This window comes from Chryseobacterium endalhagicum (assembly GCF_016745235.1).
GTDB lineage: Bacteria > Bacteroidota > Bacteroidia > Flavobacteriales > Weeksellaceae > Chryseobacterium > Chryseobacterium endalhagicum.
The window spans coordinates 1963937-1981632 of sequence record NZ_JAELVM010000001.1; the positions used below are offsets into that span (position 1 = coordinate 1963937).

Annotated in this window: 22 protein-coding genes and 1 other RNA gene; 18 read left to right on the forward strand and 5 right to left on the reverse strand. The window is 37.9% G+C overall.

Annotation, left to right across the window (positions count from 1 at the left end; genetic code table 11):
* Nucleotide 1: 1 nt before the first annotated feature.
* The gene (locus tag JET18_RS08595; protein WP_202090196.1) at nt 2-601 is read left to right on the forward strand and encodes a hypothetical protein; all 600 of its coding nucleotides are present in this window, start codon (nt 2-4) and stop codon (nt 599-601) included.
* Nucleotides 602-650: 49 nt separating this feature from the next.
* On the opposite strand, the gene JET18_RS08600 is transcribed toward JET18_RS08595, so the two are convergent.
* A complete protein-coding gene (locus JET18_RS08600) occupies nt 651-1031 on the reverse strand; it encodes a DUF7079 family protein (protein ID WP_202090197.1) in 381 nt (126 codons plus the stop codon).
* A 31-nt stretch (nt 1032-1062) separates the two neighbouring features.
* A complete protein-coding gene (locus JET18_RS08605) occupies nt 1063-1542 on the reverse strand; it encodes a hypothetical protein (protein WP_228728505.1) in 480 nt (159 codons plus the stop codon).
* Nucleotides 1543-1752: 210 nt separating this feature from the next.
* Here JET18_RS08605 and JET18_RS08610 point away from each other — a divergent pair, with 210 nt between their 5' ends.
* Entirely contained in the window at nt 1753-1887 is a 135-nt protein-coding gene (locus JET18_RS08610; protein ID WP_202090198.1) for a bacteriocin-like protein, read from the forward strand.
* A gap of 48 nt (nt 1888-1935) precedes the next feature.
* Here JET18_RS08610 and JET18_RS08615 read toward each other — a convergent pair whose 3' ends face one another.
* Complete coding sequence (locus tag JET18_RS08615; RefSeq protein WP_202090199.1) at nt 1936-2487, reverse strand: DUF3828 domain-containing protein; 552 nt, start codon at nt 2485-2487, stop codon at nt 1936-1938.
* Between the two features lie 136 nt (nt 2488-2623).
* Here JET18_RS08615 and JET18_RS08620 point away from each other — a divergent pair, with 136 nt between their 5' ends.
* From JET18_RS08620 to JET18_RS08630, 3 genes are all read left to right on the forward strand, one after another.
* Nucleotides 2624-3136: a DUF421 domain-containing protein gene (locus JET18_RS08620; RefSeq protein ID WP_202090200.1), complete on the forward strand. Its 513-nt coding sequence runs from the start codon at nt 2624-2626 to the stop codon at nt 3134-3136.
* 4 nt (nt 3137-3140) lie between these two features.
* Nucleotides 3141-3635, forward strand: a complete 495-nt coding sequence (locus tag JET18_RS08625; RefSeq protein ID WP_202090201.1) for a GNAT family N-acetyltransferase — start codon at nt 3141-3143, stop codon at nt 3633-3635.
* 163 nt (nt 3636-3798) lie between these two features.
* Nucleotides 3799-4035 carry a hypothetical protein gene (locus JET18_RS08630; RefSeq protein ID WP_202090202.1) on the forward strand — a complete coding sequence of 79 codons (237 nt, stop codon included), beginning with the start codon at nt 3799-3801 and terminating at the stop codon, nt 4033-4035.
* Nucleotides 4036-4081: 46 nt separating this feature from the next.
* Here the strand turns inward: JET18_RS08630 and JET18_RS08635 are convergent, their stop codons facing one another.
* Nucleotides 4082-4396, reverse strand: coding sequence for a DUF4286 family protein (locus tag JET18_RS08635; protein ID WP_202090203.1), 315 nt, complete (start codon nt 4394-4396; stop codon nt 4082-4084).
* Nucleotides 4397-4544: 148 nt separating this feature from the next.
* Here JET18_RS08635 and gyrA point away from each other — a divergent pair, with 148 nt between their 5' ends.
* From gyrA to JET18_RS08670, 7 genes are all read left to right on the forward strand, one after another.
* A complete protein-coding gene (gene gyrA, locus JET18_RS08640) occupies nt 4545-7130 on the forward strand; it encodes a DNA gyrase subunit A (RefSeq protein WP_202090204.1) in 2586 nt (861 codons plus the stop codon).
* Between the two features lie 28 nt (nt 7131-7158).
* On the forward strand, nt 7159-8187 hold the full coding sequence (locus JET18_RS08645; RefSeq protein ID WP_202090205.1) for a tetratricopeptide repeat protein: 1029 nt from the start codon (nt 7159-7161) through the stop codon (nt 8185-8187).
* Nucleotides 8188-8319: 132 nt separating this feature from the next.
* Nucleotides 8320-9180 carry a 1,4-dihydroxy-2-naphthoyl-CoA synthase gene (locus JET18_RS08650; protein ID WP_317193253.1) on the forward strand — a complete coding sequence of 287 codons (861 nt, stop codon included), beginning with the start codon at nt 8320-8322 and terminating at the stop codon, nt 9178-9180.
* Between the two features lie 90 nt (nt 9181-9270).
* On the forward strand, nt 9271-10200 hold the full coding sequence (gene menA, locus JET18_RS08655; protein ID WP_202090207.1) for a 1,4-dihydroxy-2-naphthoate octaprenyltransferase: 930 nt from the start codon (nt 9271-9273) through the stop codon (nt 10198-10200).
* A gap of 14 nt (nt 10201-10214) precedes the next feature.
* On the forward strand, nt 10215-10661 hold the full coding sequence (locus JET18_RS08660; protein WP_202090208.1) for an SRPBCC family protein: 447 nt from the start codon (nt 10215-10217) through the stop codon (nt 10659-10661).
* Between the two features lie 7 nt (nt 10662-10668).
* Nucleotides 10669-10839, forward strand: coding sequence for a hypothetical protein (locus tag JET18_RS08665; RefSeq protein ID WP_202090209.1), 171 nt, complete (start codon nt 10669-10671; stop codon nt 10837-10839).
* A gap of 137 nt (nt 10840-10976) precedes the next feature.
* Entirely contained in the window at nt 10977-11663 is a 687-nt protein-coding gene (locus JET18_RS08670; RefSeq protein ID WP_202090210.1) for a metal-dependent hydrolase, read from the forward strand.
* Between the two features lie 104 nt (nt 11664-11767).
* Here the strand turns inward: JET18_RS08670 and ffs are convergent.
* Nucleotides 11768-11865: signal recognition particle sRNA small type (gene ffs / locus JET18_RS08675), an RNA gene on the reverse strand.
* Between the two features lie 130 nt (nt 11866-11995).
* On the opposite strand from ffs, the gene JET18_RS08680 reads away from it, so the two are divergent.
* From JET18_RS08680 to JET18_RS08705, 6 genes are all read left to right on the forward strand, one after another.
* The gene (locus JET18_RS08680) at nt 11996-12595 is read left to right on the forward strand and encodes a DUF4199 domain-containing protein (RefSeq protein ID WP_202090211.1); all 600 of its coding nucleotides are present in this window, start codon (nt 11996-11998) and stop codon (nt 12593-12595) included.
* 16 nt (nt 12596-12611) lie between these two features.
* Nucleotides 12612-13562, forward strand: coding sequence for a glycosyltransferase family 2 protein (locus JET18_RS08685; protein ID WP_202090212.1), 951 nt, complete (start codon nt 12612-12614; stop codon nt 13560-13562).
* A 337-nt stretch (nt 13563-13899) separates the two neighbouring features.
* Nucleotides 13900-14628: a DUF3667 domain-containing protein gene (locus tag JET18_RS08690; RefSeq protein ID WP_202090213.1), complete on the forward strand. Its 729-nt coding sequence runs from the start codon at nt 13900-13902 to the stop codon at nt 14626-14628.
* A 7-nt stretch (nt 14629-14635) separates the two neighbouring features.
* Nucleotides 14636-15337, forward strand: coding sequence for a GIN domain-containing protein (locus JET18_RS08695; protein ID WP_202090214.1), 702 nt, complete (start codon nt 14636-14638; stop codon nt 15335-15337).
* Between the two features lie 56 nt (nt 15338-15393).
* Nucleotides 15394-15750: a four helix bundle protein gene (locus tag JET18_RS08700; RefSeq protein WP_202090215.1), complete on the forward strand. Its 357-nt coding sequence runs from the start codon at nt 15394-15396 to the stop codon at nt 15748-15750.
* 215 nt (nt 15751-15965) lie between these two features.
* A complete protein-coding gene (locus tag JET18_RS08705; protein WP_202090751.1) occupies nt 15966-17681 on the forward strand; it encodes a phospho-sugar mutase in 1716 nt (571 codons plus the stop codon).
* The last annotated feature ends 15 nt before the right edge of the window (nt 17682-17696 follow it).

Genomic DNA, 17696 nt, shown 5'->3' on the forward strand with positions numbered 1-17696 from the left:
TATGAAAAGCCTAACACAAAAAGATGGAAGAAATACAAGATATTTTGAAATTCAAGAAGATGGAATTCTTGTAAGAACTAACATTGCAAAAGCATTTAATGAATATAAAATTCATTTTAATGATATTTATGACGATGAAAGTGTTTTCAGGAAAACGAAAGATTTTGTCCTTCTGGCAATAGCTATATCTGTTTTATTTAACTCAATAATGCTTACGATCATTATTAGTGAATCTTATCAGCTTTCTGAATCCTCGGGAATGATTGTTTTTGGTATTGCAATGTTACCTACTTTAGTGATAACAGCCTTATGTAATAACGAATTTAAAATAGAAAATGCTAAAAATATTGCTGCTGCAAAACCACTTTTATTTTCTTACCGAAAGAAAGAGATGGAAGATGTTGATGTATTTATTGCTGAAATTAAAAAGAGTAAAAAAGAATTTTATCTGAAAGAATATTATAGAGTTGATAAGTTGATTCCTACACAGACGCAAATAGCACGAATTCATTGGTTGTATGAAAATAAATATATCACGGAAAGTGACGCAGAGTTTATCATCGATGAGCTTGAAACCCAAAGAATAATCAAAGGTCAGTAATGTATTTAAATAAAATATAAAGCAGAATTTGTGAAAACAGGTTCTTCTTTCACTTTTTAGATATTTCATTATACATTTTTTCCAGTCGTACCCAGTAATCCTCCTGCATCCACCCATGTTTTTTATAACTGATGCTGATCAGAATACGACTCAATCTGTTTCCTTTTTCAAGATGATCCGTAATCGCCTCGATAAGCCATTTTTCATTAAAACCGGCCCATTCACCGGCCGGCTGCAGAAGATTGGATTGCAGAACAGGGAAGACCTCGTACATGTTGATGCTTTTTATTTCCTCAAAAGTATACGGGCTTTCCAGAATCGTTTTTGCAATATATTGAAAATCCGAATCCTGCAGTTCCGTATCCAGATAGAAATCAGAAAGAGCGATCCACACAGGGGTTCGCTCTTTGATAGGGATGGGTTTTACCATTTTAATTGATTTGAGAATAGCTCACATCTGCTTATAAAGGAGATATGTACACTTCTATTTTAGTTCCGTCGTAGTTGAAGGTTCCGTCTTCATTCTTTTTACCCAGAACCCATTTCATATCCACAGGAACAGACCATGCTGTACCCAGTGAAAATCCGTTCACGGATCTGATCTCCGCACCGTTTCCGGTGGTGACAGCCGAATGGAACCACGTTTTATCTCTCAGTCTGTAAAAACCGATGGCTTTTCCTTTGGGAATGATAGCATAACCGTCCCATTTATCGCCCGCAGCATAGTTGAATTTATTGAGCCATCCCTGAGCGCGGAACTGTACAAGTTCATCCGGAGATATCGCTGCACCTCGCATATACAGGGCATAAGCTACCACATCGTGGCATACGCCCTTATTGTAATTGGCCATCTCGTCCTGACCGGAAAGAAGACCATTGGAGATCAGTGATTTTTTTGCTGGTTCAAATTGCCCGACTTGGGCACCTTTTGGTGTGATCATTTCAATATTTTTTAGTGATTAAGTGTGTGATGTTTTGGTATTTAAAGATATAAAATAAATTTTAAACCCTATTTTAATCTTATTGAAGACTTGTTGGAGGGCTTAAATTTTTCTCAGAAAACCTATTAATAATGAAAATTTTAAACATTAACCTGTAATAAACATTGGATAATTTCGTTATAAATTGGTCAACCATAAAATTAAAACAATATGAAAAACCTAAAAAAACTTACAAAAACTGATTTACAATCCGTTTATGGCGGCGAGCCAAAGAAATACTGCGTATTCTGTGAATGGATGAATAAAGTAGTATGCAGCGAAATTCCGATCTCGCAATGCCCTTAAAAATTAAAGCTGCCTTATGGCAGCTTTTTTTATGAAGAATTCTAAATATTACTTTGTACGCTGGGCAAACTCTTTGAGGCTTGCTTTCAGATCTTTCGAACTTCCGATGCTGTCAAAACGGATGTTATCAATTTTCCAGTCATTCCCGGATTTTATCAAATGTACTTTATCTGTCCATGTAACTTTTGGAGGAGACATCGTATACTCAAAATTTACATCTGCATCCGCTGAGGTTCCGGAAGGATCTATGGTCACGGATTTTACTTTATAACTGTTAAAACCTTCATACAGACTCGAAAAAACGGCCCCTTCAATCAATAATGGTTTCTCATCGGGATGATCACTCTTTTTTACTTTTTCAATATCTGCATTCGATGCAGCTACAGCTTCTTCTAATGTTTTTTTCAGTTCAGGCGAAAACAGACGGTCAGAAAAAGATTGGTTGTAAATAGATTTTTTACGGTCATCATACTCGGTATAAAGCTGGCTGACTTTTTGAGTGATGGCGGTTTCCTCTGATACCCGCGGCAGGGTATCATTCTTTTTGCAGCCCGTAATAAATACAATGCTGCCCAAGCATAGAAATAATGATTTGATCATGATGTGAACTGTGATTTTTTTCCGTTAAAGCGTCAAATCATATGCCAGCATTTCTATTATTTTGAATTAAAAATGTTAAAAATAAATTGAACTGAAACTCATAAAAATTTATACATTTGATTATAAAATACAATCTGTGAATCCAATTCTTGATGTGGTACTCCGTTCCCTGTGCGTTTATCTTTTTATGGTAATCGCGATCCGTCTGTTTGGCAAAAATCAGCTTTCCCAGCTTAATGCAGGAGATGTGGTTTTGCTGCTGCTTATTTCCAATGCGGTTCAGAATGCCATGGTGGGGCAGGATACTTCCTTACAGGGCGGGCTGATTGCTGCTCTTGTACTTTTTGCGGCTAATTTTATTTTAAAAAGACTCATGTTCTCCAACCGGAAATTTGAAACATTCATGGAAGAAGATCCTGTGATCCTGATCAGGGATGGCGTGATAGACCAGCCGGCGTTGAACAGGGTAAAGATTACGAAAGATGAGCTGGAAGAAGCAATCAGAGAACATGGTGTGGAAAAAATAAAAGATGTGAAACTCTCTATCCTTGAAGTAGACGGGAATATCAGTGTTGTTTCTCAGGACGAAACACAGAAGCAGACACACTATTCAAGAATTAAAAGAAAGAATAAAAGAAAATACCATTAAATAGATGAATTACGAATTACGAGAAATGCTTCCCAGTGACGAAAAAAGAGTGCTGGAAATTTTCAAACAGGGATTAGACGGAGGAATCTCTACTTTTGAAACCGAAGTTCCTACCGCCGAAGCATGGAATATGGAATACTTTAACGACTGCCGCTGGGTGCTGGAGAATGAAACCAGTGAAATAGTAGGATGGTGCGCTTTGAAACCTGTAAGCAAAAGAGAGTGTTATAAAGGCGTTGCCGAAGTAAGCATTTATTTTGACAATATATATCAAGGTAAGGGTTTAGGGTCGGTTCTGCTGAAAAAGATGATTCTCGACAGCGAAAGCCACGGTTTCTGGACCCTTCAGGCCAGCATCTTCCCCGAAAATGAAGCTTCCATCAGATTTCACCAGAAAAACGGCTTCAGAACTGTGGGAGTCCGCAAGAAAATCGGAAAGCTCAACGGACAGTGGAAAGATGTTATCTTAATGGAAAAGAGAAGCGAAATAGTTATTTAGAAACTAGAAATTAGAAGTTAGAAGTTAGAAGTTAGAAATTAGATGTTAGTCTGAAACTTTGAAACAGATCACGAACTAACTTCTAATTTCTAACTTCTAGCTTCTTTTTTTAATTTTGGCATTAACCTTGTTATTTCCCTACTGAAATTTGAAAAAGTAGAAAATGAAAAGTTTAATTAAAATTGTTGGGGTGGTTACGGTCTTGTTCATGCTGGCCTCATGTGTAGTGCATGATCATCGTGGAAGAAGAGTTCCTCCGGGGCACGCCAAGAAAATGTATGGTGGAAGCGCAAGATACTACGCGCCGGGTCATGTGAAAAAAAGAGTGTACTACTATGACAATGACGACAGAGGTCGCGGACATCATAAGCACAAAGGAAAAAAACATCACAGAGATTGAGAAAAATAAAAAAAGCCCTGATTTTTCAGGGCTTTTGATTTTATATTTAAAATCTGGATTTTTTAGGATTCAGATAGGTATTGAAGATCATGACTTCCGTCCCGAATCTTTTCTCAATTCTTTCGGAAATATTCAGCATTTCACTTTGGATGAAATCTTCTCTCAGACCATCATTATCGAACATCAGGAGTAGATTGTAGTTCTTTCCTTCTTCTATGAAATCACTGTGTACTTCGGAGAGAATATATTTATTGACATCCATAAGGTTTTCCGCCATCAGGACCAGTGTTTCGTCGATATAATTTTCCCATTCTTCAATATTGTTTTTCGTGCAGTGGAAAGTTATACTCAATAAGCTCATATTTTATGAATTTTTAAGATTTTGTGGATAAATTCTAGCACAAAAATCGGTAAAAATTTCGTAAATTAGCCCGTTAATAAAAATTGGAAATAAATAATTTTCAGACGCACAGCTAAAGGTCTGACTGTCATTATAATAAAATTTGTTTATGCAAAAAGAAGGAGAAAGACTGATTCCTATCAACATTGTTGATGAAATGAAATCGTCTTATATCGATTATTCGATGTCGGTTATCGTTTCAAGAGCGCTGCCGGACGTAAGAGACGGCCTGAAACCCGTTCATAGAAGAGTACTTTACGGTATGTATGGATTAGGGGTTTTTTCTAACAGAAAATATTTGAAATCTGCAAGAATCGTTGGGGACGTTTTGGGTAAATACCACCCGCACGGAGATTCCTCAGTATATGATGCTATGGTGAGAATGGCCCAGGAATGGAGCTTACGTTATCCCCAGGTAGACGGGCAGGGTAACTTCGGTTCCATGGACGGTGACCCGCCTGCAGCAATGCGTTACACCGAGGCAAGACTGAAAAAAATCTCCGATGAGATTCTTTCTGATCTTGACAAAGAAACTGTTGATTTTCAGAATAACTTTGACGACAGTATGCAGGAGCCTACGGTACTTCCTACCAAAGTTCCTAACCTTTTGGTGAATGGTACTTCCGGTATCGCAGTAGGTATGGCAACCAATATGGCGCCACACAACCTTTCAGAATCTATTGATGCGATATGTGCTTACATCGATAACAGAGAAATCACCATCGATGAATTGATGCACCACATCACAGCACCGGATTTCCCTACAGGAGGTATTATATATGGTTATGACGGCGTAAGGGATGCTTTCCACACAGGAAGAGGAAGAGTAGTATTGAGAGCAAAAGTGAATTTCGAGGAAATCGGAAACAGAAATGCAATCATTGTTACTGAAGTTCCTTATCAGGTAAACAAGGCGGATATGATCGCCAGAACCGCTGAACTTGTTAAAGATGATAAAATCGTTGGAATTCATGAGATCAGAGACGAATCGGACAGAAATGGTCTGCGTGTCGTTTATGAATTGAAAAATGATGCGATTCCTAATGTCGTTTTAAACCTGTTGTATAAGTATACGGCACTTCAGACTTCTTTCAGCGTTAATAATATTGCGTTGGTTAAAGGAAGACCGGAACAGCTGAACTTAAAAGATATTATCCACCATTTCGTAGAGCACAGACACGAAGTGATCGTGAGAAGAACTCAGTATGAGCTTAAGAAAGCGAAAGAAAGAGCTCATATCTTAGAAGGTTTCATGAAAGTGATCGGAACTCAGGACTCTTTAGACAGAGCCATTTCCATCATCCGTCACAGTGCTAATCCACAGGCTGCAAAAGAAGGCTTGATCGAAGCATTCGAACTTTCCGAAATTCAGGCTCAGGCTATTCTTGATCTTAGATTGGCACGTCTTACAGGAATGGAACTTGACAAGATCCGTGATGAATATGACGCGATCATGAAAGAAATTCTGAACTTGGAAGATATCTTGGCCAACGAAGGCAGAAGATTTGAGATCATTAAGGAAGAGCTTGTTGAGATCAAAGAAAAATATGGCGACGAAAGAAGAACTGCTATTGACTATTCAGGAGGAGAGATGTCTATTGAAGATATCATCCCGAATGAAGCAGTAGTTCTTACGATTTCGCACGCAGGATATGTTAAGAGAACCTCACTTTCTGAATACAAAATTCAGAGCAGAGGCGGTGTAGGAAACAGAGCGGCTACAACCAGGGATGAAGACTTCCTGGAGTATATTGTTTCTGCGACCAACCACCAGTATATGTTATTCTTCACAGAAAAAGGAAGATGTTATTGGTTAAGAGTATTTGAGATTCCTGAAGGTTCAAAAACATCAAAAGGAAGAGCAGTACAGAACCTGATCAATATTGAGCAGGACGATAAGATCAAGGCCTATATCAGAACCAACAACCTGAAAGATGCTGAATATGTCAATCAGATGAGCGTAGTAATGGTAACCAAGAACGGTACCATTAAGAAAACGTCTCTTGAGGCTTATTCAAGACCAAGGGTAAATGGTGTGAATGCTATTGAGATCAGAGATAATGACCAATTGTTGGGTGCTTACTTAACCAATGGAACCTCTCAGATCATGATCGCTACCAAAAACGGTAAATGTATCCGTTTCCCTGAAGAAAAAGTAAGAGAAGTAGGTAGAGGGTCTATCGGGGTTCGTGGAATCAGCATGGAAGATGACGATGAGGCAATTGGTATGATTGTTGTGAATGATGTTGACAAAGAAACGGTTCTTGTAGTTTCCGAAAAAGGATACGGTAAGAGAACTGCTGTAGAAGACTACAGAATTACCAACAGAGGAGGAAAAGGAGTTATCACCCTGAACATTACCGAAAAAACAGGAAATCTGATCGCTATTCAGAATGTGACAGACGAAGACGGATTGATGATCATCAACAAGTCGGGAGTTGCCATCAGAATGAATATGGATGAAATGAGAGTGATGGGTAGAAATACCCAGGGCGTGAGAATGATCAACCTGAAGAAGAATGACGAAATTGCTGCCATTGCAAAAGTGGAAATGGATAAAGATGTAGAAGATGATTCTGAAGAAAATGAAGAAGGAACAGGAATTGTAGCTGATAACCAGGAAAACAGTGAACTGCCTCAGGCTGAAAATGAAACTCCGGCTGAGGAAAATGGGAATTCTGATTCTGAAGAATAAAATGTACAATTAATATAATATAGTTATTATGAAGAAACTCATTTTAGGTATAGCAATCGTGGCTTCTGCTTTCGTTTTCGGTCAGAAGGGCGATGTGAATGCCAAATTGCAGGAAGCAAACAAAGCTGCAATGGATGCGTATAATGCAAAAAATTATACCGTTGCAGCACCTAAGTTTTTAGAAGTTTATAACTTGCTGAAAACCAACGGTCAGGATGATAAGATATATATGTATTATGCAGGGTTAAGCTATGCTTTGGCAAATAACAGCGATGAATCCATCAAAATATATACGGATCTTGTTAATTCCGGATTTACAGGGGTTCAGACAACGTATACGGCAAAAGAAAAAAAATCCGGTGAGGTCGTACCTTTGGATAAAACAACGTGGGAGCTTATGAAAAAGAATTCTGATTATTCAGATTTCAAAACTGAGCAGACTCCAAGTGTTGAAGCTGAATTGTATGAAACATTGACCACATTGCTTCTTAATGCTAAGAAGTCAACGGAAGCATTGGCTATCATTGAAAAAGGATTGGCAAAATATCCAAATAATACCAAGCTTAAAGATGCTCAGGGTACCGCCTATTATGAATCAGGGAATACTGAAAAATTCATTGGGACACTTAAAGAACAATTAGCTAAAAATCCTAACGATGCTACCAATTGGTATAATCTTGGGGTAATGCAGTCTAAAAATCCTGCTACATTGGAAGATGCAATTGCTTCATTTAAAAAGGCAATTGAATTAAAGCCTGATATGGATAATGCATACCAGAATCTTGTATATGCTGTGATTGGTGATGATTCTAAAATAGTAGAGCAGATCAATGCAACAAGAAAAGATAAGCCGGACGAAGCCACTAAACTTATCGATGCAAGAAGAGAGAGATTTGCGAAGGCACTTCCTTATGCTGAAGGATGGTACAAGGCTGCACCAAATAATCTGGATGCTCTTACAGCCTTAAAAGAAATCTATGTTGTAACAAAGAATATAGACAAAATTAAAGATTTGAAGGCTAAAGAAGCTGAGCTTAAAGCAAAAGCTAAACAATAATTCTTAAGTCGGGAATATATAAAAACCGGAGCAGAAATGTTCCGGTTTTTTGTTTTTTTCAGCCAAAATAAGTCTGTATTTTTTGTTGTCATTATCCTTAAATTTCGCCTTAAAAATTCTGCGTAATTCCGTATCTTTGAGGAAAATTTTTACAAAATGATCGAGTGGAAAACCGTCAAAGAATACGAAGATATTACCTATAAAAAATGTAATGGGGTAGCGAGAATTGCTTTCAACAGACCAGAGCTTCGAAATGCTTTTCGTCCGAAAACTACTTCCGAACTGTATGATGCTTTTTATGATGCCTCTGAAGATTCTTCAATAGGGGTTGTACTGCTTTCCGGAGAAGGACCAAGTCCTAAAGACGGAGGCTGGGCGTTCTGTAGTGGAGGAGACCAGAAGGCGAGAGGACATCAGGGGTATGTGGGTGAAGATGGAAGACATCGTCTGAATATTCTTGAAGTACAGCGTCTCATCCGTTTCATGCCAAAGGTAGTGATCGCGGTTGTTCCGGGATGGGCTGTAGGTGGCGGACATTCACTTCATGTGGTGTGCGACCTTACGTTAGCAAGTAAAGAACACGCTATTTTCAAACAGACCGATGCCGATGTTACTAGTTTTGACGGGGGTTATGGATCTGCTTATCTTGCCAAAATGGTAGGCCAGAAAAAAGCCCGTGAAATATTCTTTTTAGGAAGAAATTATTCTGCTCAGGAAGCTTTGGATATGGGAATGGTGAATGCCGTGATCCCTCATGCAGAATTAGAAGATACGGCTTACGAGTGGGCACAGGAAATTTTAGCTAAATCTCCTTTATCGATCAGAATGCTGAAATTTGCCATGAACCTTACCGACGACGGAATGGTGGGGCAGCAGGTATTTGCAGGAGAAGCTACACGTCTTGCCTACATGACAGAAGAGGCTCAGGAAGGAAGAAATGCATTCCTTGAAAAAAGAAAACCGGACTTCGGAGAAAATCAATGGATTTCCTAAATAAGAAGTTAGAGGTTAGAAATTAGATATTAGACTTACACAGTTTTTTGATCTAATTTCTAGCTTCTAATATCTAACATCTAAATATTTATGTCAGATTGGATAAAAGCCGCAAGGCTTAGAACATTGCCGCTGTCACTAAGCGGAATTATTATGGGTGCTTTCATTGCGAAATGGAGACTTTACAGGGAAGGCGGAACCTGGGACTGGAGAATTTTTGCTCTGGCTCTTCTGGTGACCCTTCTGTATCAGATTTTATCAAACTATGCCAATGATTATGGAGATGGTGTAAAAGGAACCGATGCCAAAAGAATCAATGAAGCAGAGGCAAGAGCCGTAGCTTCAGGAAGGATTACGGCAAAGCAGATGAAAAATGCGGTTGTTCTTTTCTCGGTATTGTCATTTGTGGCGACAGTTGCGCTTTTGTATGTGTCATTTTTCCCTGACTTTATGCAGGAATTCTACACATTCATCGGTTTAGGTGTTGCATGTATTCTGGCGGCAATAGGGTATACGGTAGGGAAAAAACCTTACGGATATATGGGATTGGGAGATCTTTTCGTATTTGTATTTTTCGGGCTGGTTTCAGTATGCGGAAGTTATTTTCTGTTTACCAAAACATTCAGCTGGGATATGCTGCTGCCGGGAACTGCTGTGGGAATGATGAGTATGGCGGTTTTAAATCTTAACAATATGAGAGATATTGAAAGCGACAGGCTGTCCGGTAAAAACAGCTTTGCCTTGAGAATCGGCTTCAGAAATGCAATGATCTACGAAATGATCCTGCTGCAGCTTCCTTTGGTCCTGATTCTTATATTTTTAGGAATCAATGGTTTCATACAGGCTCAGAACTATTACGTTTTTATCGTCATGATCCTGCTGATTCCGATGGCTAAGCTCAGAAGGAAAATCATGTCTGTAAAAGAACCCAAAGAACTGGATCCTTTCTTGAAACAGGTAGGTATCCTAACCTTTACAATGGCGGTTCTTACAGCAATTGGACTTAATTTTTTTAACTAAATAAATTACTGTTTATGAGTTCAAATATTTATGTTGAAGCTCAAATGCTTATCAGAAAACCGGTTGAAGATGTGTTTCAGGCATTCATCAACCCGGAAGTAACCACCAATTTCTGGTTTACAAAATCTACAGGAAAACTGGAAGAAGGAAAAAAGGTAACCTGGGAATGGGAAATGTACGGCGTGAAATCTGATGTTCAGGTGCACACAATCATTCCAAACCAGCTGATAAAAACAGAATGGGGAGATCCTGCCGTACAGGTGGATTATGAATTTAAAGAAATGGAGAAGGGAACGCTTGTCGTGATTAAAAGCTATGGCTTTACGGAAACCGGGGAAGATCTTCTCAAACTGATTAATGATAATACAGGCGGCTTTACAACGGTTTTAGACGGGTGTAAGGCTTATCTTGAGCATGGAATTAACCTGAGGCTGATTGAGGATAAATTTCCACAGAAATAATGAATCAATGAGGAATATAGCATACAGGCTTATCTCTTGTTTATCTGTATTCTTTGCTTTGGTTCTTCTTTATGACCTGATCAGAGAATTAAAGGAGGGTATGTCTGTTTTTGAGATCTATTTTCTTCCGTTTTTAGCAGCTTTAATAGTTTTCAGCAATGGAATACTTGGTTTCTAGTTGCTGATAGGAAAAATTAAACCTCAGAAACCTTTATTCATTCTTCAGATTGTGATTATCATATTTGCAGGTTTTCTGTTGTATGATATTCTGTTCAACTCAACCATTTCATGTTCTTAATTAAAAATCAATTAAAAATGAAAATACAATTTTTAGGACAAAACTGTTTTTTGTTTACGTACAAAGACAAAAACATTTTAAGTGATCCTTTTTACAATTACAAAAAAACGGAATCCGGCTTTGATATTGCGGCTCAGAAAATCGATTATATCCTGCTGACCCATGCCCACGGTGATCATATCGCTGATGTGGCAGAAGTATTGCAGCATCATCCAGAAGCAACCGTGATTGCAGTTCCGGAGATCTGTGCTTATTTCAAATCAGCAAAGAATAAAGATGATGTGAACTTAGGAGGATCGGCAAAAATCGACGATCTTAAAATTTCCATGGTACCGGCTCATCATACGAGTTCGTTCCCGGACGGGAGCTATGGAGGCGTTCCTGTAGGGTATATTTTCAGACTTCCTGAAGGTAAGAATATCTATCTGGCAGGAGATACCGGAGTAATGGCAGATATGGAGCTGTTTCCAAGGCTTTTTGGGAATATCGATCTTTCTATCCTTCCTATCGGCAGCCACTACACGATGTGCCCGAGAAAAGCAGCTTTTGCAGCAGCAGAATTGCTGAAAACTCCAAAAGTGATCGGCTGTCACTTCGATACTTTTCCTGCGATTGAGATCAATCATGAAAGTGCATTGAAACATTTTGCAGATAAAAATGTAGAGCTTGTTCTTCCTAAATTGGGCGAAGCATTTGAATTTTAAGTAAAAATTAAAGGTAATTTGAAAATCAGAATGGAAATGTTGAAGAGTATAGAAACAAAAAAAGATAATTTTCCAATTACCTTACTTCAATTTAAATCAAAAAAAAATGGCAAGCTACCTACATCACACCGCTACGACCAATTACCTTTGCTGTGTTCCCACCCTGGAGGATTCTCAGGAGCTGGTTGTGTAGGACTTGCCGTTGCAAAGGTAGGAATAATTTATAAACTTCAAAATATTATTAAAGAAAATTAGTTGAAAAAATGCCGTGATAGTGCTAAACAGCTGAAATTTAGAGCAATAATTTTTCAACTTTTTTTAAAAACTTAAACATGACGAAAAGTCCATCAACACTAGGAATTATACTTTTTATCGCTACAATGATCATTTTTTTTGTAGCCTATTACTTTTTATCAGGAATCAGCTATTTTGATATCTCTCTGAAAATCAATGCTTTTGTGCTTCCGATTTTGTATGCGGGAGCCGCTTTCTGGTCTGTAAAATCTTTCTGGAACAAAAACAGGGTGGTGACTTTCAAAGATGCGTTCTCAAGAGCGTTCGTTCCGATGTTTATCGGAGGAATACTTTCTATTTTCACCATTTATGCATTCCTGAATTTTGCAGATCCGGATGCTAAAAAACTGCTCAACTACCAATACGTGCAGAGGCAGAAAAGAGAATTGGACACTGAATATCATTCGGCAAGAAAGATCATGAAGCATCAGAAAGATATTGATGAACTGGATAAAAAATACCAGGAAAGGCTGCCAAGCTTTTCTCCGGAAGCCATTAAAGGAAAAGATATGCTTACCGCAAGTCATTTTTCAGGATATTTTGCGGCAATTCTTATATTTTACGTAGTTTTGTCAGTGTTTTTTGGAGCGTTTTTCAGAACGAGAACAGTATACCAGGAAACAGAAAATCAAGAATAATTTTTATTAAAATTAAATGAATTTATCTATAGTTATTCCGTTATTAAACGAAGAAGCTTCTCTGGAAGAACTTTTTTCAAGGATTGATAATGTCTGCAATACCAGCGGTTTATCCTATGAAATCTGGTTTGTAGATGACGGAAGTACAGATCTGTCGTGGAGCATCATCGAAAATATGAGGGTTCAGCATCCTCAGATCCACGGAATTAAATTTTCCCGGAATTACGGGAAATCTCAGGCACTTCATGCCGCTTTCGAAAGAGCCAACGGGGAAGTGGTTATCACCATGGATGCCGATTTGCAGGACTTTCCGGAAGAAATTCCTGAACTTTATAAAATGGTTATTGAAGATAACTACGATATTGTTTCGGGCTGGAAAAAGAAACGTTTTGATAATGTAATGACGAAAAATGTTCCGTCAAAACTATTCAACGCAGCGGCAAGAAAAGTATCGGGAGTTTATCTTCACGATTTCAATTGTGGTTTGAAAGCCTATAAAAAACAGGTGGTAAAATCCATCGATGTATATGGAGATATGCACCGTTATATTCCTGTTTTGGCTGCCAATGCCGGCTTCAGGAGAATTACGGAAAAAGAAGTACAGCATCAGGCGAGACCTTACGGAACTTCAAAATTCGGAACCGAGAGATTTATCAGAGGTTTTCTGGATCTTGTAACGCTTTGGTTTGTAAGTCGTTTTGGCGGAAGACCCATGCATTTCTTTGGTGCGGTAGGGACGGTAATGTTTATCGTAGGTTTCCTTTCTGCTCTTTGGCTGGGTGCTTCAAAGCTGATTGATGTGGCCAGAGGAATTTACGGGCATCTGATCACCAATAATCCATGGTTTTATATTGCGCTGACGATGATGATTATGGGAACGTTGCTCTTTATAGCCGGATTCCTGGGTGAAATGATTATCAGAACCAATCGTGAGCATAAGAATTATAATATTGATGAAGTGATTTAACATTTTAATTCACAATCAACATACAAACATCCCAAAGAGTTCTGCTTTTTGGGATGTTTTTTTATGGTTTTATATCTGAAATATTTTTAAAACTCCTTCAGATTAATCCGCTTGTACAGATTTCTTAAGCTTTCCTCAAAGTATCACACCATCAATTTTATCTCTGATAAAAAACTTGCGTCTTTGCGTTTTCCCAACAAAAACAACCAAAAATTATTACAGCATATTTTAAAGAAAAAAATATAGAAAAAACAGCAGAAAACAGAGCCGTACATCCTCTCTGGAAGTCTTTTTTAATTATATTTGCACAGTAATACAGTAAATACTGATCTTTACAATGATTCAAAAAAGCTGTCTGAACTGCGGGTATAAGATCTCCGATGAGTTTTGCCCTCATTGCGGACAGAAATCCAGTACAGCCAGAATAACTCCTAATTCTTTGATCACCAGTGATATTTTAGGTTCAATCTGGCATATTGAAGCGAGGTTTTTCAGTACAATAAAACACATTATATCAGGTCCCGGCAAAATGGCCATGAATTATATTGCAGGAAAAAGAGTGAGATACTATAATCTGTTTTCTTTATTGCTGATCCTGTTTGGTTTTAATGTACTGGCACTGCATTTTTACATGGATTTGTCCTCGATGGACCTCAATAAGGAAAGTTCAAAAATAATGGATTTTTTTTCCAGATATTCTAAAGCCAGTTTATTGGCATTAATCCCGGTTATGGCTTTCAATACATGGATGCTTTTCAGAAAAGGAAATCTCAACTTTGCAGAACACGTGATTATTGCAACAGTGGGGCTTTGCGGAATTTTAGTGATCCTGCTGATAGATGATCTGGTCAGTATTCTGCAGCTGTATGATCCTTTGATAAAAATCATGAGTGTACTGGACAAAATTCTGGTTTTTAGCCTTATCTTGTTTCCCGGTTTTACCTATTTTAATGCTTTTAAAAATCTTTATCAGGCATTGGGTCTGATCTGGAGAACTGCAGTGTTTTATCTCTTGCTGATGATAGAGTTGATGCTGGTTTTTATTGTTTTATATAAAATATTTTAAATTGATTATGAGAAAGATAGTATATGCATGTCTGCTTCTGGCGGTAGTTTCCTGTGGAAAAGTGTCCCCGAAAGGCAATATAGAAAATAAAGAAGTTCCGGTTGAAAATTTTAAAAATATTTTTCTTAAAGGAAAGTTCCGCGTCTTTTATGCCAGAGGAGAAAAAAATATGGTGAACGTGGAAACGTATCCCAATGTATATGAAAATTTAGATATTGAAGTGAAAGATGATGGATTGTTTATTACCGAATCCAGGGAAACAAAAGGAGTAGATTTTTACAATATCACCATTTATTCAAAATATAATCCTGAAAAGATAAGTATCTCTGATTCTGCAGAAATGAATATTTCAAGCGAAATTAAGACCGATAATTTTAGGCTTAATTTAAAAAATTATGCTACTTTTATGGGTTCAGTAAACACGAGAAGAGCAGAAGTGGAGATGCAGAACAGAAGCCGGGCCAACTTTTTGGGACTTACCCGGAATGCTGTGATAAAGATCTCTGATACAGCCAGTCTGATCGCTCCTTACTGGAAAATAGAAAACCTGAATATTGATTCTAAAAACGGGAATTATGCAGAAGTGAACGTGAAAGATTCTTTAAAAGGAAATATTCAGAACACCGCAAAATTTATTTATTATAACAACCCGATCCGTGCTTTTAAAATTGATAAGCAGGCTCGTGTGGAGAATAAGAAGTTAGAATAATAGAAAGGAAGATGGAGGCTGGAGGAGGGAAGTTATCATAGGCAAAAAAGAAATGGATGAGTTTCAAATTTGAGAAATTGATTATCTGGCAAAAATCTATGGATTTCGGGGAGATTATTTTTAAATTGTCTCAAAGTTTTCCGAAAGATGAAGCTTTTAATCTTACTTCCCAGATAAGAAGGGCATCAGATTCTGTAGGACTTAATATTTCAGAAGGGAGTATTTTGCAGTCCAAATTAGAATTTAAAAAATTTTTAGGATATTCCATCCGGTCGTTAGCTGAAACTGTAACTTGTTTGTATAAGGCAAAAAACAGGAATTATATTTCAGAAGAAGAATTTAAGACAATGTATAATGAAAGTTATAGTTTAATGAATCAGATTATAGCATTCAGAAATCAGTTACAAGACTGAGTAAGGTTAAAGAAAAAATAATTATAAAAATTTTATAGTAAAACATAAAATAAAAAAGGTAGATGAGAAGTAGAAAGTTAAAGCTGTGACAAGAAGGTCTCCCATCTTCAGGCTTCCATCTTCCAGACAAAAAATAGAATAGTAAAAACAAAAGCATGAAAATTGAAATTGAAACCAGGATTTCAATCTTCCCGCTTCCAAACTTAAATACAAATATGACAACATTAGAAAAAGCGAAACTTTGGTTAAGTGATACCTTCGATACAGATACAAGAAATGCCGTACAGGCTTTGATCGACAGCAATTCTCCGGATCTGGAAGATTCGTTCTACAGGGAACTTGAATTCGGAACAGGAGGAATGCGTGGTATCATGGGAGTTGGAACCAACCGCTTGAACAAATATACTTTGGGACAGGCTACACAGGGACTGGCCAATTATATGCTTCAGCAGTTTAAAGGTGGGGAAATTAAAGTGGCTATTGCTTATGATGTACGCCATAATTCAAAAGAATTCGGAAAACTGGTGGCTGATGTTTTAACCGCCAACGGCATTAAAGTGTTGCTTTTCAAAGATCACAGACCGACTCCGGAATTGTCATTTACCGTAAGAGACAAAAAATGCAATGGAGGAATTGTTTTGACCGCATCTCACAATCCGCCTGAATATAATGGTTATAAAGTATATTGGAATGACGGCGCGCAGATTGTTCCGCCCCATGATGAAGCCATTATCAATGAAGTATATTCTGTGAAATTTGACGAAATTAAATTTAACGGAAACGACGACCTGATCGAATGGATCGGAGAAGAGCAGGATGACGTGTACATCGATGCCTGTCTTGAAAATTCTACCTACCAGAATGTTGGAAAAGAGAATTTAAATATTGTTTTCACGTCTATCCACGGGACAACGTATACTACAATTCCAAAAGCATTGGAGAAAGCAGGGTTCAAAAAAGTGGATCTGGTGAAAGAACAGATGATCCCTAGCGGTAATTTTACCACAGTAGAATCTCCAAACCCGGAAGAGCCGGCAGCCCTTGAAATGGCTATGGATTTGGCAAGAATTACCAATGCTGACATCGTGATCGGTACAGATCCGGACGGTGACAGACTGGGAATTGCCGTAAGAAACCTGGATGGCGAAATGCAGCTTCTGAATGGAAACCAGACGAATACGATTCTTACCTATTACATTCTGAACGAGTGGAGAAAGCAGGAGAGAATCACCGGAAAGGAATTCATTGGTTCTACGATTGTAACTTCTGATATATTCTTTGATATTGCCCAAAAGTTCGGTGTTGACTGTAAAGTTGGACTGACAGGGTTCAAATGGATCGGAAAAATGATCCGTGAAGCAGAAGGAAAAGAGAAATTTGTTTGTGGCGGTGAAGAAAGTTTCGGTTTTATGACCGGAGATTTTGTCCGCGATAAAGATTCTTGTGGAAGTATCCTTGTGGCATGTGAAATTGCTGCGTGGTGCAAAGCCAACGGAAGAACAATGTATCAGTACATGATTGAGATCTATGAAGATCTGGGAATGTATTACGAAGGACTGGTGAATATTGTCAGAAAAGGAAAAGAAGGGGCTGAAGAAATTCAGAATATGATGAAAAATTTCCGCGAGAATCCACCGAAAGAACTGGCCGGATCATTGGTAGAAGAAGTGAAGGATTTTAAGGAACAGACCAATTTCAGCGTTTCAAAAAATGAAACAAAAGTAATGAATGACATTCCAAAATCGAATGTATTAATTTATTACACCCAGGACGGAACCAAAGTTTGTGTACGACCTTCAGGAACCGAACCTAAAATTAAATTTTATATTTCTGTAAAAGATTCCATTACATCTGAAGCAGATTTTAAAGATAAACTGAAATCATTAGAGGCTAAAATCGAGGACGTAAGAAAAGATTTGAAATTAGATTAATTCCAGATCTGCAGA